Raw genomic sequence first — 13895 nt, 5'->3', positions numbered from 1 at the left:
GGACGTTGACGCCCAGCGCAGTGTTCGACACGTATTGGCGGTTCGCTGCGGCACGGCAGGCGATTTACGAGGCCCGACTGGCTGGGCAGCCCGGGCCGTGGACCGAGGACCCGATCCTGCTGAACTACCGGTTCACCAACTGCTACCGGGCCGCCGACCGGGTCAGCCAGTACCTCATCCGGAACGTGGTCTACGCTGGCAGCCAAGCCTGGCCCGAAGTGTTCTTCCGAACAGTGCTGTTCAAATCGTTCAACCGCATCTCTACATGGGAGCTGCTGGCCGAGCACCTAGGGACGCCGAGCTGGACAGGATACGACTTCCACAGCTACGACAAAGTACTCACCGGCGCGTTCGACGCCGGGGAGCGGCTGTACTCCCCGGCCTACGTAGTGCCCCCGCCGGCCATGGGCGAGGAGCGCAAGCACAGCAACCATCTGCGGCTAATCGAGCGAATGATGGCCAGCCGGGCGCCAGAGCGGCTCCGGGCGTGCCAGTCCATGGCCGAAGCATTCACGCTGCTGCGTTCCTTCCCGGCCGTGGGGGACTTCCTCGGGTACCAATTCCTGATCGACCTGAACTACTCCGCCGAGCTGAACTTCGACGAGATGGACTTCGTAGTGCCCGGGCCCGGAGCCCGCGACGGCATCCGCAAGTGCTTCGGCGCGCAAGCCGACGGGATCGAGGCCGACGTGATCCGCTACATGGCCGACACCCAGGAGGAGCACTTCGCCCGACTGGGCCTGGAGTTCCACGGGCTACGGGGCCGGCGCCTGCAGCTGATCGACTGCCAGAACCTGTTCTGTGAGGTCGACAAGTACGCCCGGGTCGCCCACCCAGAGATCGACGGCATCAGCGGCCGCAGCCGGATCAAGCAGTCCTACCGGCGCGACCAGACACCGCTGGACGCCTGGTTCCCGCCAAAGTGGCAGATCAACGACACCGTCGCCGGATCAGCCGCCTGACAGCGTCGGCACTATCCCATCTTGTCGAACAAAATTTCTAGCGCCATGGTGGTCGCATCCGCCATGGTGATGTAAGGAGTTGCGCATGATGGAAACGGTCGCCGGCGCTGACGGTGCCGAAAGGCAGGCTGTCGTGGTGCTGGTGGAGGCGCTGGAGCGGTTGTCGGTGCGGATCAACAGGGACCTGAACGTCGAGGTGGGCGAGGGCGCCGCACCGGAGGACCCGCGGTGGGCGGCGACGCTGGCCCGGTTCGTGGACTTCGCCGACGAGTGCCTGACGGTCCTGGACGATCCGCGGGTGCTGACCACGCTGGGCGCCGCGGTATAGCCCCTGGGTATCAGAACAGCGACTTTGGGTGCGATAGCAGGGCCCTGACCTTGGTGATGTTTACCTCTATCTGAGCGTATCCCGCAGTGACGGTCAGACGGCCCCGGGCCAGGCCGGTCTGCCGGCACACGTAGTCCAGCAGCCGGCCCAGCCCCAGATAGTTGCCGTAGCCACGCTCAACCAGGTACTGGCTACGGTACTGGGCCAGAGCGTGGACCCGACCTTCGCGGTCGAGCTGGAACGAGCAGTGACTCAAGCACGGGAACCCACCGACCGGCAGCTTGTCGTGTTCCGCTGAGTAGATCGTCGCAGCAGCTGCGACAGGCGGCGGCAGACGGTCGCCTTCGACAGCGTCCTCGGTATCGTCGAAGCCGCCGGTGTTGCCAAAGGCCGCCTCGTACAGGGCCGTCTTACCGTTGCCCCGCGCGTGCTCGGCGGCCAGCTTGCGGATGATGGCGCCCAGCTGGTCATATCCCGGGTCGGTGCCGGAGGCGCCGAAGGCGATGAGTCGGCCGAAGTACGTCCCCTGGCTGTTCTGGTGCCAGCGGGAGCGCAGCAGCGGATAGATCTCGTGGTAGCGGTTTACCAGGTCTTCGTGGCTGTCGGACAGGGCGGCCAGACTGGCCGGGAAGATGGTGTTGGCGACGGTGTTGATCGGCGCCATGTCGAACTGGGCCAAGAGCCGATCGGCCTCGGCACGCACCTGGGGGTCCTCGGCGGTGGGGTCGTCGATGGTGACGACCGTGTGCAGGGCCGAGCGCTGCGCGTTGTTGTGCAGCGCGGTGAGGGCCTGCAGCCAGGCGTTGGAGACATCGGTTTCGTGGACGGGTCGCGCGAGCATCGGGGTCCTCCTGGATCTCCCGGGTTGGCTGTTCCTTCTGGGTGCGGCGGCGCCGGGCGCCGCCGCGGTTCACAACGTGGGGTTGAGGTGCCCGCGGCGCTCAGGGCACGGCACCAGCGCAACGTGCCAGTCATCGCTGGCGGTGAGGGTGGACGGCTCCTGCAGCAGGCGGTTCACCTGCAGCCGCAGCGTCGGGGTCAGCGTGCCGTCGGCCGGCAGAGCCTGGATTCCGTCCGGCAGCACCGTATGCTCCACGTCTTCCCCGGCCAGGTCGACCGTCAGTAGGTCGCCGGGGCGCACGTGCAGCCGGTGCCCGGAGGCGGCCAGGCCCAGCTGCCAGTGGCGCGGCGACACCGAGTCGGCGTCCAGGGTGCGGCGCAGCCGGGCAGGGCTGGCCGCAATCCAAGCCTGCGCCTGGCGCTGGGACAGTCGGCGCAGGTTTGCCAGGTGACGCACGGTCCCCCGGAAAGAAGTACCCAGCCACAGCGACAGCTGATACACCTGCTCCGGCGAGGCCACCTTGGCAATCCCCAACCCGGCCATCGCGGTCGCGACGCAGTCCGGATGCATCAGAAACCAGGCGGCGAACGCCTCGGCGGCCATCTCGTGCATCGGCCACGACCGGCGCCCGAGTTCCTCCAGCGAGTCGATGTGGTCGTCGGCCTGCGTACCGTGTCCGAACACGTGGTGCCCAAGCTCGTGGGCGGCCGTGTGGCGCACCGCGGTCTCGTCGAACCGCGTGTTCAGCAGCACCGCCGGGCCGGAGTCCTCCGGACCGAAGTAGATGCCGAACGTCTTACTCTGCCGACCACCCAACTCCATGCCCTGTACGAGCACCCCCGCAGCGTCCAAGGCCCGGATCGGGTCCACGTAGCCCCCGGGCTCCCCGAGGAAGTCCGCGTGTGCCTGCACTGCCGCGATCATCGCGGGCCCGTGTGCCGCGTTCCAATTCACCGCTGCTCCGGCGACTCAGCCTCAGCCTCGAGCTGCCCAGCCTTGCGTTGGCGCAGAAACTCTGCGAACTGGATGACCTGCTCGCGCTCAGTCTCGTCCAACGGGTTGAGTGCGCGTGCGACTGCCTTGATCGCGTGATCCCCGACAGCAGCGTCCTCGTCAGCATCCAGGAAGAACGCAACCGGATAGCTGTACAGCCGGGCCAGTTTCTTCAGCTCCAAGCTGTCCACCTTCCGTTCGCCGCGTTCGATGTCGCTAACCGCCGAGCGCGGGATACCGGTGCGCTCCGAGACGAACTGCTGGGTGTAGTTCAGGTACTCGCGCACCTTCTTCAGCCGCTCGCCCAGCTGCCGGGACTCGCCCTGCTCGGCGGAATCAGCGCTCTGCTGCCGATCTGGTTCCATCATCAGCCTTCCTTCCTCGAGGCCTCGGCGATGGTGCGCGAGAAATCCCGCACCGAGCCCAGCGAGCGCGCGGTGTCCTCGTCCGCAGACAGCCGGATGCCGAAACGCGCCTCGACAGCGGTCAGCACCAAGACCATGACGACCGAGTCGACCGGCATGTCTTGGCCCCGGCCCTGCAGGTCCTCGCGCAGCGCCACCGCCTCCACGCCGTGCCTAGCCGCCAGCAGCTCGATCACGACGTCCTCGGCCTCCTCGACGCTCACACCACCCTCGCCCACCGCTGCCGCCTCTCTCTTTCTTGCCGGATTTCCCGACAGGCCGTCGGTTGTGTGTCCTATAGTAGCGCACGGTGTTGGAAAAGGACACACCGTTGTTCTAGATCCCGACAGGGAGTACCCCATGGACCTGCGTTCCTACCAGCAGGCGGCCCTGAAGACCGCCCAGCCGACACACGACGGCCACGACGCGCTCATCGTCGCGCTGTTGGGGCTGGCCGGAGAAGTCGGCGGCGTCGCCACCGCCTACAAGAAGCTGCTGCGTGACGGGCCGGCCTACCGCGGCGCGAAGGCCAAGATTCGGGAGGAGCTCGGCGACGTGCTGTGGTATATCGCCGCAGTCGCCGACCACTTCGACCTGGACCTGGAGGATATCGCCGCAGCGAACCTCGGCAAGATCGCCGACCGGTGGAAGCCGAGCGCGGCTGGCCAGCCGTTCCTGGACCAGGAATACCCTCCCGGGGAGCAGTTGCCGCGCACCGGCGTGGTGACGATTAGCTTGGAGACCAACGAGGGCGGGCGTATGGAGGCCCACACGTACTTCGACGGACAAGCGATCGGCGACAGCCTCACCGATGCCGCCCACATCCAGGACGGGTACGCGCTGCACGACGTTTTCCACCTGGCCTACGCCGCCGTTCTGGGCTGGTCGCCGGTCACCCGCATGCTTCTGGGCCGGAAGCGCCGGAGCGTACCGACCGTCGACGAGGCCGAGGACGGCGGCCGGGCCATCGCCATCGAGGAGGGCATCTCGGCGCTGGTGTTCTCCTACGCCGTCGAGCACGACTACCTGGAAGGCGTCGAGCACGTCGACCACGAGCTCCTGCAAGCAATCAAGGTCATGGTCGCGCTACTGGAGGTCAGCGCCCACCGAGCCGCCGACTGGGAGAAGGCAATTCTCGAAGGCTTCGCCGCCTGGCGCGCTGTGCGCGCCGCTGGTGGCGGGGTCCTCGATCTTGATATGAACAATCGCTCCCTGCGGGTACGTGCCTGAGCCCATTCGCCGCGAGGCCCGGCGTCAAGGGGGCTGGCTCGGCCGGGGTCGGCTCCCATATTCTCTGAGACTGGAGACCGGCAGCATGTGGACCAGACACTGGCGTCGCCAGGCCAAAAACGATAACGCGTCCAGACCATCTGGGGTCCCTACGTGCTCGGACTCGCGACTGCCCCTCTGACCAGCGGAGTCGGAGCATCGAAGCGGCTCCTCGCCGCGACCGACGAAACCGACCGGCGCAGCACCGCGGTATAGGCGGCCGTCGCCATCAGCGCCGCGAGCAGCGGTTCTGGCTCATGCTGGGGTGGCTGGGGCGAAGCGATCGGGGTTGCTCAGTCGACGTGACCCATCCTGCGCTGTGCGTGGCTTTGAGGATGGCGTGGGTGTGAATCCGGTCCCAGCCCCACTGTCTGCCGACCTCGCTCCAACAAGGCCCGGTCCCGTGTTCCTCAAGGTAGCAGCTGATCCATTCCGCGATCTGTGGACCGAGGAGGTCGTAGTCGAGATGGGCAGCCAGGGCGGCGGCTTTGGCATGTGCTTGTTGGCGTCGCCGGTGGCTCTCCATGAAGAACAGGCGGTTCCGCACGGCCTTGCGGGTGGGAGTACGGCCTTTGAACACCTCGATCTTCCATGCCCTGTCCTGCGGCCGATCGCCGGTGAACTCTGGTGGCACCATCCGAGCCAGGGCGAGCACGGAGGCGCGGTCGGCGGGCCGGCCGCACTTCTTGGTGTAGTAGCGAGCGACACCGAGTTGGTGATCGGTGACCGGCCCGGTCTTGGACATGTCAGTTCCTTTCCTTTGCAAGTGCCCCGCGGAGGTTGTCTCGCGGGGCCCGACTGCCCTGCGGTCCCGTAGATCAGAGCCCGGCGACGGCGTGGGGCAGCATCTAACCGCGGACCAGACCCACGTGGTGCGCCGGGAACACTCGCCGCTCCGAATCAGCGGTGACCCAGTACAGGCTGCGCCGTATCGTGACCGTCCCGCCGAGAGCTAGGCCGTCTTGGAGCCAGTCACGCAGCTGGTCCGTGCCAGTGTCGATTCCGCCGACGAAGGAGAAGACACCAGTGCGTTTGGCTTCTGGGCTCCACACGCCGGCCCGGTACAGGTCCCAGGTGCCAGAACCGGATCCGCCGAGCAGCATGTCGTCCGGGAAGTAGGCGAGTACGAACTCCTCGGTCGCCGCGGCAGCGGATTCGGGATCCAGGTGGTGACCCACGGCTGGTGATCATAGTCGTGAAGTGCCCAGAGTCCCGGTTACCGAGCGCGATCGATTAGCGACGCGTCGGTGTCGACGAGCCCGCCTCGGCCGTTTGCCCTGGGGCGGGCGGATGCCATGCCGAACGGACCAGACGCCTTGACCGGTCGCACTGTACTGTCAGCCGCCCGGAGATCAGTCCTCCGGTGCGACGCCCTGAGCAGGGCCCGGCCACAGCCGACGGTACCAGGGGCGGGTCGCCCCCGTTCACCTGGGCGGGTCCGCGGGGTTCGACGGTGTCGTCCATCAACGACCTCCAGTGCGTAGCGGCAGAATCGAGATGCCAATGGAATAGCATCTACAGAAAGGTGTGCCCCTGCGCCACTTCGGAGAGCCGGATGGGTGAGACTGTGCAACGTGCCCCGTGGAGTCAGTCGATCGCGCAACCCTCGCGCGTTCCTGCTTTCCGGCACCTGGCCCCACGGACAGTTGGCTGATCACTACGGCGCCCATGTCGCGCAGGCTCTTGCCGCGCGGCTGGCTGCCGCGATCGAGGCTAAGGGCTGGACCATCGCCGAGTTGTCCCGGCGTTCCGGTGTGGCCCGGCCGACGATCGATAACGTCCTGGCCGGCGAGGTCTGGTGCGACCTGTTGACGATCGCGAACCTGGAGCACGCCTTGGACGTTGACTTGTGGCCGGGCCGCAACCCCTAAGGTTACGACCGAGCGGTCAGCGATGTGTCGGGAACGAGGACGACCGAGCGAAGACCGGCTCTGGCAGATGGCTTTTCCGGCCGTCTACGTGACGCCAGCCTTGTGAACTGGGCCGTCCCAAGGCCCCCGCCAACTGGGTGCGTTCCAGCGCCATCCCGCAGCGCCGACACACCATCGCGGCGTCATGCTGCTCGGGCAGGGTCGGCTCGGTGGGAGATGCAGGTGACTCGCGCCAAATCGTGGCAGGCGCCGGGATCGGCAGTCTGACATGTCGCACGGTGTCGCCCGCGCGGTTGTTGTCCTCGTCGCGGGCGTGCTCCCAGAGCTGCAGGGTCAGATCCACCATGCCGGCCGCAGCCGCTTGCTGTCGGGGGTCGCCTGCGGGCAGTTCTCCGGCCTCCAGCAGGTCCTGGACCCGACGGGCGTGTCGGTGCAGTCGTTCTCGAGCCGTACATTGCGCTTTGCGTTGGGCCTCATTCAGGGACTGCAGCGCCAGCCGGTCATGCTCCCAGAACAGCTCGCCCAGCTCATAGGCCTGACAACGCACGTTGGGATTGGTCACGGCTCCGGACCGTACCTCATCCGAGGGTGCCGGCAAAGACGACCAGGCCGCTTCTAGCAGGCAGAATCACCCATTGGATGGCTGACGAAGCCCGACGTGTTGTAAGGCCTCCTGATTTTGCGGTTCGTTGCTCTCCTTGATGGCATGCCACCAAGGAAAGCAACGTGCTCGGCTCGAATCTGATGGGGCTTCATCGTCGTGAGGGTAGTGGCTGGCCGTGCCGGCCGCGGGTCCGGACGACGGGTTTCCCAGGTCATCCACGGGACGACGCCGGAGGCGGCCGGCTGCTCGTACAAATTCCTCACGCAGCTGTTGACCGCAGAATAGAAATGGAAGACCGCCGAGCTGCGAGAGGAGGCCGGGGACCGAAACGGCGCACAGGCCCTGGCACTGCAGGCCGCCGCCGCCGGGGACACCGGCGCGCTGGTTCGGCTCGCCGAGCTACGGGAGAAGGCCGGGGACCGAGACGGCGCACAGGCCCTGGCACTGTGCACCGTCCACGCCGGGGACACCCACGCGCTGTTCTCGCTCGCCGGGGTGCGGGTGCAGGCCGGGGACCTGGACGGTGCCGAGGCCGTGTACCGGCAGGCCACCGACGCCGGGAGCAAGGGCATCGTCATCGAAAGCTACAACGCGCTAGTCCACCTGGCCAAGCTGCGGGAGCGGGCCGGTGATGGAGCGGGTGCTGAGCTGCTGCGCCGTTACGGCCTCAACCCCGACGGCACGCCGGCCGAGCCCTGGTCAATACCGTAAATGATCACCCTGATGACCGGTCCGGCTGCGCTGGTCGTCGGAAGGCGCGGGGCCGTAGCATCCATAGCAGCGCGCCGGTCGAAGCGCGCAATGGACACGAAGTCGTGGCGTGGCGGAGATGGCGAAGATCAAGCGCAGGCAGCACATTGTCAGCAAGTTCTACCTGTCCGGCTTCGCCAACGGCACGAAGCGCGTCATGCAGATCCGGCTGGCCGGCGGCAACCCCCAGCCGATCAGCATCACTGATGCAACGGTGATCAGCCACTTCTACACGGTCACACTCCCGGACGGGACGCGGTCGGACGCCTTCGAGGACGCCATGTCCGAACTAGAAAGGGCCGCGGCCACTTCCCTCCGTCGTATCCTGTCCGGCACCTGGCCCCTGCCGACGGCCGACCGGGAGGCCGTCGCGTCCTGGATCGCGCTGCAGTACCTGCGCACCGCGGCGGTCCGGCGCACCTTCCAGGAGCTTTCGGACTTCCTGACGGACCTCGCTTTGCGAACCGAGGTCGCCGGAGGCGGCAAAGACCGGCTGCGGACTGTCCTGCAGGAGATTGACGGCGTGTCGCCGACCGAGGAGGACGTCGAGTTCTGGTGGGACGACCTCACCGCTGGCAAGCCGCAACCCGGGCCGACGATCGACCCGGCCGACCACCTCCAGCAGATAATCCGCCAGCACCGTGACAGCACACTGATGATGCGGGCGCGGCCCTGGACCCTGATCCGGTTCCGGCGCAAGGCTCTGATCACCGGCGACTGTCCGGTCGTGCTCCTCGATGACGGCGCAGTCGTCGGCGCGGGCTATGCCCTTGCCCCGACCGTGCTGGTGCCGCTGGACCGCCGCACCGCACTGCTGTTGTCCGAGGTCGCCGCCGGCGTGCCCGAGGGCGAAGCCGACGTACAGATCGCCCCGACCGCGGCGATGGCCCGGGTGTTCAACCAGGCCATCGCGAGCAACGCCTACGCTGCGGTGTTCCACCACCCCGACGACGACCCGCTGACAGGCCTGAGCCTGCCGCCGCCGATGCGCAGCCGCGCCGGACTACCGGACCTGCCGCTCGACGACGAAGACGACGCCGAGGCCGATCCGGTCATATAGCGACGGCTACGGACCCGGCGTTCCGGCCGCCCGCCGGTAGACCCACCTGTCCGGCTCGTCACCGCGGCGGTTCCGCTCATAGAGAACGTCGTGCTCCCGGTTGTCGCCAGCAAGCTGCGCGGTCACGGTCGACCAGGTAAGCGGGACGAAGCGCCGCCCGATCCCGTTGCCAACGGGGGAATCCGTCTGGCCAAGTATGGAACGAGTCAGGATTCGTCGTGGCTTCCGAAATCCTCATGGGATCTCAGGTGAAGGAATCTGGCGAGACACGTACGGGAATCGAGTATCAGAATTGGATGCGGTGGGATCTGAGCCGCCTCGTATCTCTGGAACTGCTGTGACAGACTACGGCTATCTCTGAGAATCTATGAGACGTGACACCGGATAGTCGTGTATCGTAGAAAACAACGAAACCCCGCCCTGAGTCGCGAAACGCTGAGCGGGGCCTCGCCGCAAGTGCCGGTAGCTGGTCGCCTATCAGGGCAGACCAGCTACCGGCCGAGCAGGACCAACACCAGCTCGATCAGCAGCCGCAGCAGCTGGATCAAGCCCTTCGGATCGTTTCGATCTCCGGGGGCAGGTGCCATCTCCTTCACCCCCCTTCATGGCGTTGCATTCGAAGGCGGATGTGCCGCGCCCCAGCATATATGAAAAACAGCGCACGCACATACTTCACGCTGTAAAGACACTAAGGGACCTGGCCTCCAGGCGGGCATTAACCGCGCTCACCTGGGACATATCCGAAGGCGCGGTGTCGCAGCCTTATCCCGGCGATGGCGGACGTAGAGATCACCACCGCTCTGTTCAAGTACCTGCTCGACCTGGCCACCAGGCCATGCGGGACACGGCGAACGTTGTCAGGGCCGGCGACACCGCGGCGAAGGCGACTCTGACTGTCGAGGACACGATCTTCGAGTCCGGAGCCCGCTGGAAAACAGGCAGCCGGAGCGGACGAGTTCGCCGTAGTGTGGCAGCACCATGACTACCGTCTCGGGCACCAACGACGTCAGCTACCTGTACCCGCTGTTCGCGGCCGTGGACCCCTACCGGTCAGCGGACCACATGCTGATGCTGCCGCCGGTGCAGCCGGGCAGCAGCTTGGCCGCCGATGACGCACCGCTGGGGTCCTGGAACGTCACGCGCCTGGTCACCGGCTCGATCTCCATCGGCCTCACGCACGTCGACACCGTACGTCGGCTCGTGGCGGAGCTGAATGTCCTGGACACCGCCAGTCCGTGGACCCTGATGCGGGGAGCGCTGGAGGACTTCGCCACCGCTGTGTACCTGCTGCACGGCACCAGGCCGGAGCGTCAGCTTCGTGCCCTGACCCTGTGGAACGACGATCTTCGCAACCGGGCCCTGTACGAGGACGACATGGGGCACGTCGCCACAGGCAAGGCGAAGACCGGGCGCCAGCGGCAGGCCGAGATCCAAGCTCTGGCCGCGTCGCTTGGTTTCGCCCAGCTCAACAGGCCCCAGGTGATCATCGACACCATCAAGCAGGCGGCGGGGATCGCCGGCATGAACCCGGCGCGGGTCGCCGCCTCCTGGCGGCTGGGATCCGGATTCGCCCACGGCAAGGCGTGGTCGACCATGGCCGGCTCGGTCCCGAGGAGTATCGTCCCGGACCCCCGGGGCGGGCATGTCGTCGAGTTTGAGGTCAGCGACGCGCCGCTACAGGCGCTGGCCTCCGCGTGCCTGGGACTGCTGAAGTGCGCCGAGGCCCAGTACGGCAACCGCCGCGTCAAGTAGTTTGGGCGCCGTGGGTACCGACCGCGGCCGGTCGTCCAGCTGCTGGCCCACGACGTCGTGACCTCGAGGGTTGAATCACAGAACCCTTCCTGCGTCTCTATCGGTGACACAGTCACCACCATCCGGTGCGGGCCTTCCGCAGCGGAGAAGAGAGGTAAGCGCAGATGATCGACGGTAGCGAGGCAGAGCTGGTGATCGGCGTCGGTTCCGCGGTGCGCGGCGTCGCCGGCCTTGGGTCGGCCGCGCTCACGTCGCGCGGGAAGCTTCGACAGGAGCGAGCGCGCACGGAGCGGACCGTCGCGGTGATCCGGGCGTTGCCGCCGGGCGGGGAGTGGACGGAGACCAGCCCGGACGGCTGGACCTGGTCGGTACGGATGCCGCAGGCCTCTGAGTGACATCCGAGTTGACGACGGAGGAGTGGATCCGGCTCTACGAGCCGGGTCTGCTCATGTTCGCCCGTCTGCAGGTCGGCTATCACCAGGCCGAAGACGTCAGGCAGGAGGTGCTGATCCGGGCGGTCCCCCGCATCCGGTCGATCACGGATCCGCCCAGCTGGCTGCGGGCGACCGCGATGAACGTCATCAACGACGAGCTCCGTAAGAAGTTCGCGCTGAAGCGGGGCGGGCGGCAGACCCACACCGATCTGGCCGGCGACACCATCGCGGAGTTGGCCGACGACATGGCCTGGTGCGCCGAGGCAGGGCTTTCCTTGGAACAGACGGCCGAGTATCTGGACGTGATCGCGCTGCTGCGTACCCTGCCGCCTCAGCTCCGACACGTCGGATACCTGTTGGTATTCGAGCAGGCAACCCAGGCCGAGGTCGCTAGAGAGCTGGGATGCTCCCAAACCAACGTTGCCAAACTGATCAAGAAGGCGAATGTGGCGCTGACGGCCGCACGACCTGAGGCGCGCACCGAAACGGCAAAACGTCCGCAGCAGGGGGCTACCGAAGGGAGGACCGCGTGAAGTCGTTCCGATCCGCACGCCCCGCCGAAGCCGATGCGGAAGCGCAGGTCGCAGCCCTGGCCCAGCGGATGGCACCCGTCCACCAGGCACTCATCGAAGCCCAGGCCCGGCGCGCCGAGCTCGACCCGACCAACGAGAAGCGGATTGCCAACCTCGTGCAGGCGGCGAAGAAGCGCCAGGCAGGGACCTTCATCCACCACAGCCACGCTGCCGACCCGGACCCGTCCCCGACGACCAACACCACGTTCTTCCTCCGGATAAGCTCCATTGCGGTGGTGATGACCGCCTTCATCATCGTGGCGGCGATTCATGGGACGGACATCGTCGAGGTCGTCACCGGCGTGCAGCTAGCGCTGTACAGCATTGTCGATGTCACCAGGCATGTCCTCGAGCGTTCGACTCAGCACCGGACCGACAGGAAAGACGTGTCGTCGTGAGGCGCGCCGTCGGCCGGCACCCGTCGACCGGGTGTCGGCCGACGCGAGGCGGGGGGATCCCGGGACATGGCGAGCGGGTAGGCAGACTTGGCGAATCTGGTCCCTGATCAGAGAGCTGTGGTTAGGCTGGGCCTCGTGACCACTTCCGCGCCCAGGGACGCCGAGGACCCGACGCCCGGCGGCGCCGGCCCGGATCGGTGCGCGGTTGATCCGCTGGCCTGGGATACCCCGCCAGCTGACGAAGCCGAGCTGCTCGCGCGCATGGACCACGAACTGGCGCTGATGGGCTACGTCGATCTGACACGTCGCGCGCCAGTGCTGGCGGTCGATCTGGACCCCCAGGGGAATGCCGGGGCGTGGTTGCAGTGAGCGGGCCCGGCCGTGGCCTACAGTAGGTCAGCCGTGGGTTCTGCTCACCGAACCCCTTGGCCTCCTCGACGTACGCGGTGAAGGAGCGGGAGCCGTCCCGCCACCGGCCGTGCCGGGACACCTCGATCCAGGGCTTCCCGGCCCGGATCATCGAGGTGGCGCCGCCGCGGCGCACCGAGTGCCCGCTGTACCGGCGCCGACGCTGACGACTCCGCTCGCGGCCACGGACAACTCGTTACGAAATCAAGGCGAGTGGGCGGGTCACGGTGTCTCATGAGACACGCGAACAGTGGAGAACAGGTGTTCCACGACCTCGTCGGCCCACGCCGTGAGAGTGTTTTCGATGAGGTATTTGTCCGGCACCCGTCCCGGGAGCGGCTGACCTTGAGGTCGGCCGCTCCCGGCAGCCGCCCGCCGGAACGAAGGGAGCCCGATCTCAGTTCGCCGCAGGCGGCGCCGCTCGGACCGGCTGAGGCTCGACACGCTCGGCCGACTTCCACAGGCTCTCGTAGCGGGTGCGGTAGGCATTCATGATCGCCGCATCCGGAGTGATGATCGCCGTCTGGTTTTTCCCGATGCCCGTGACGGATGCACCGAGCAGGCGCACTGTCCCATCCTCGGCGATCAAGCACCGGTCATGGAGGTCAGGGCTGTCGGTGGCGCGGACCTCGATGGTATTCCCCCTCGGGAGCGTGTCCAGGGCGACGGCGATGAGCGACCGCTCCCTGTTCTCCTTCTTGGAGATCAGGATGCGAGACAGTGAGGTAGCTTCGGTGAGCCAACCGAGCATGTCGGCCTTGATATATGGGTCGACCAGCATGCCCGCCCCTGCTTCGGCAAAGCGGCGCGTGAGAGTTGTGAACACCAACGGGTCTTGCGGATTGAGCTCGATGTCGGTGACGACCGGTTCGGCCACCTGCTTCAGTTGTCCTTCGTCGGCGCCAGCTGACAAGACGGCTCGACCCTTCGTGGTCAGTTCGACGCCGCGATCGTCACCTCGGATCCAGCCCATGGCGAACATGTATCCCGCGACCGGTTCGGCCTCCCGGACCTCGCCCAACACCTCAAAGGCTGCCCCATACTTCCACAGCTGACGGATGCTCGCTCGCGGGGGCTCCGTGATCGCGAAGCGATCGAGTTCGTGGGGGGTAACAGCAACGCCGCGTGCGTTCAGCACGTCGACATACCAAAGAGCGCGTGTGACATGAGGGGAGAGCGGGTCCACGGCTCCAAGCTTCGCATCTGACGGCGGCATTGACATGCTGTTTTCCGACCCGCCGCAAAGACC

At 66.8% G+C, this 13895-nt stretch carries 20 protein-coding genes; 12 read left to right on the top strand and 8 right to left on the bottom strand.

Features of this window, described 5'->3' with window-relative positions; genetic code table 11:
• Nucleotides 1-20 precede the first annotated feature (20 nt).
• Together ABD466_RS10345 and ABD466_RS10340 are read left to right on the top strand one after the other, a co-directional pair.
• A complete protein-coding gene (locus tag ABD466_RS10345) occupies nt 21-962 on the top strand; it encodes a nucleotide kinase domain-containing protein (protein WP_344656748.1) in 942 nt (313 codons plus the stop codon).
• An 85-nt stretch (nt 963-1047) separates the two neighbouring features.
• Entirely contained in the window at nt 1048-1290 is a 243-nt protein-coding gene (locus tag ABD466_RS10340) for a hypothetical protein (protein ID WP_344656747.1), read from the top strand.
• Nucleotides 1291-1300: 10 nt separating this feature from the next.
• Here the strand turns inward: ABD466_RS10340 and ABD466_RS10335 are convergent, their stop codons facing one another.
• From ABD466_RS10335 to ABD466_RS10320, 4 genes are all read right to left on the bottom strand, one after another.
• On the bottom strand, nt 1301-2131 hold the full coding sequence (locus ABD466_RS10335; RefSeq protein ID WP_344656746.1) for a thymidylate synthase family protein: 831 nt from the start codon (nt 2129-2131) through the stop codon (nt 1301-1303).
• A 69-nt stretch (nt 2132-2200) separates the two neighbouring features.
• Entirely contained in the window at nt 2201-3043 is an 843-nt protein-coding gene (locus tag ABD466_RS10330) for an ImmA/IrrE family metallo-endopeptidase (RefSeq protein ID WP_344656745.1), read from the bottom strand.
• 38 nt (nt 3044-3081) lie between these two features.
• Nucleotides 3082-3492: a helix-turn-helix domain-containing protein gene (locus tag ABD466_RS10325; RefSeq protein ID WP_344656744.1), complete on the bottom strand. Its 411-nt coding sequence runs from the start codon at nt 3490-3492 to the stop codon at nt 3082-3084.
• Nucleotides 3492-3752: a hypothetical protein gene (locus ABD466_RS10320; RefSeq protein WP_344656743.1), complete on the bottom strand. Its 261-nt coding sequence runs from the start codon at nt 3750-3752 to the stop codon at nt 3492-3494. The genes ABD466_RS10325 and ABD466_RS10320 overlap by 1 nt, the downstream gene beginning before the upstream one ends.
• Before the next feature lie 136 nt (nt 3753-3888).
• Between ABD466_RS10320 and ABD466_RS10315 the strand changes: the two genes are divergently transcribed.
• Nucleotides 3889-4758, top strand: a complete 870-nt coding sequence (locus ABD466_RS10315; RefSeq protein ID WP_344656742.1) for a nucleoside triphosphate pyrophosphohydrolase family protein — start codon at nt 3889-3891, stop codon at nt 4756-4758.
• Nucleotides 4759-5026: 268 nt separating this feature from the next.
• Here ABD466_RS10315 and ABD466_RS10310 read toward each other — a convergent pair whose 3' ends face one another.
• Together ABD466_RS10310 and ABD466_RS10305 are read right to left on the bottom strand one after the other, a co-directional pair.
• The gene (locus tag ABD466_RS10310) at nt 5027-5542 is read right to left on the bottom strand and encodes a hypothetical protein (protein ID WP_344656741.1); all 516 of its coding nucleotides are present in this window, start codon (nt 5540-5542) and stop codon (nt 5027-5029) included.
• Nucleotides 5543-5645: 103 nt separating this feature from the next.
• Entirely contained in the window at nt 5646-5975 is a 330-nt protein-coding gene (locus ABD466_RS10305) for a hypothetical protein (RefSeq protein ID WP_344656740.1), read from the bottom strand.
• A gap of 468 nt (nt 5976-6443) precedes the next feature.
• Here ABD466_RS10305 and ABD466_RS10300 point away from each other — a divergent pair, with 468 nt between their 5' ends.
• Entirely contained in the window at nt 6444-6668 is a 225-nt protein-coding gene (locus tag ABD466_RS10300) for a helix-turn-helix domain-containing protein (RefSeq protein ID WP_344656739.1), read from the top strand.
• 16 nt (nt 6669-6684) lie between these two features.
• Here the strand turns inward: ABD466_RS10300 and ABD466_RS10295 are convergent, their stop codons facing one another.
• Entirely contained in the window at nt 6685-7230 is a 546-nt protein-coding gene (locus ABD466_RS10295) for a hypothetical protein (protein WP_344656738.1), read from the bottom strand.
• 537 nt (nt 7231-7767) lie between these two features.
• On the opposite strand from ABD466_RS10295, the gene ABD466_RS10290 reads away from it, so the two are divergent.
• The 8 genes from ABD466_RS10290 (at nt 7768) to ABD466_RS10255 (ending at nt 12813) form a co-directional block, all read left to right on the top strand.
• Nucleotides 7768-7983: a hypothetical protein gene (locus ABD466_RS10290; RefSeq protein WP_344656737.1), complete on the top strand. Its 216-nt coding sequence runs from the start codon at nt 7768-7770 to the stop codon at nt 7981-7983.
• A 118-nt stretch (nt 7984-8101) separates the two neighbouring features.
• On the top strand, nt 8102-9082 hold the full coding sequence (locus ABD466_RS10285; RefSeq protein WP_344656736.1) for a DUF4238 domain-containing protein: 981 nt from the start codon (nt 8102-8104) through the stop codon (nt 9080-9082).
• A gap of 978 nt (nt 9083-10060) precedes the next feature.
• Entirely contained in the window at nt 10061-10834 is a 774-nt protein-coding gene (locus ABD466_RS10280) for a hypothetical protein (protein WP_344656735.1), read from the top strand.
• Nucleotides 10835-10998: 164 nt separating this feature from the next.
• On the top strand, nt 10999-11229 hold the full coding sequence (locus tag ABD466_RS10275) for a hypothetical protein (RefSeq protein WP_344656734.1): 231 nt from the start codon (nt 10999-11001) through the stop codon (nt 11227-11229).
• Nucleotides 11230-11237: 8 nt separating this feature from the next.
• A complete protein-coding gene (locus ABD466_RS10270; protein WP_344656733.1) occupies nt 11238-11801 on the top strand; it encodes a sigma-70 family RNA polymerase sigma factor in 564 nt (187 codons plus the stop codon).
• Nucleotides 11798-12238, top strand: coding sequence for a hypothetical protein (locus tag ABD466_RS10265; RefSeq protein WP_344656732.1), 441 nt, complete (start codon nt 11798-11800; stop codon nt 12236-12238). The genes ABD466_RS10270 and ABD466_RS10265 overlap by 4 nt, the downstream gene beginning before the upstream one ends.
• A 135-nt stretch (nt 12239-12373) precedes the next feature.
• On the top strand, nt 12374-12607 hold the full coding sequence (locus ABD466_RS10260) for a hypothetical protein (RefSeq protein WP_344656731.1): 234 nt from the start codon (nt 12374-12376) through the stop codon (nt 12605-12607).
• 56 nt (nt 12608-12663) lie between these two features.
• The gene (locus ABD466_RS10255) at nt 12664-12813 is read left to right on the top strand and encodes a hypothetical protein (protein ID WP_344656730.1); all 150 of its coding nucleotides are present in this window, start codon (nt 12664-12666) and stop codon (nt 12811-12813) included.
• Nucleotides 12814-13043: 230 nt separating this feature from the next.
• Here the strand turns inward: ABD466_RS10255 and ABD466_RS10250 are convergent, their stop codons facing one another.
• Nucleotides 13044-13832 carry a hypothetical protein gene (locus ABD466_RS10250; RefSeq protein ID WP_344656729.1) on the bottom strand — a complete coding sequence of 263 codons (789 nt, stop codon included), beginning with the start codon at nt 13830-13832 and terminating at the stop codon, nt 13044-13046.
• Nucleotides 13833-13895: the final 63 nt, after the last annotated feature.

Origin of the sequence: Catenulispora subtropica, from assembly GCF_039531675.1 — a bacterium.
Taxonomy (GTDB): domain Bacteria; phylum Actinomycetota; class Actinomycetes; order Streptomycetales; family Catenulisporaceae; genus Catenulispora; species Catenulispora subtropica.
Note: the sequence above shows the minus strand (reverse complement) of the source record. Positions and strands in the feature narration are given on the sequence as shown.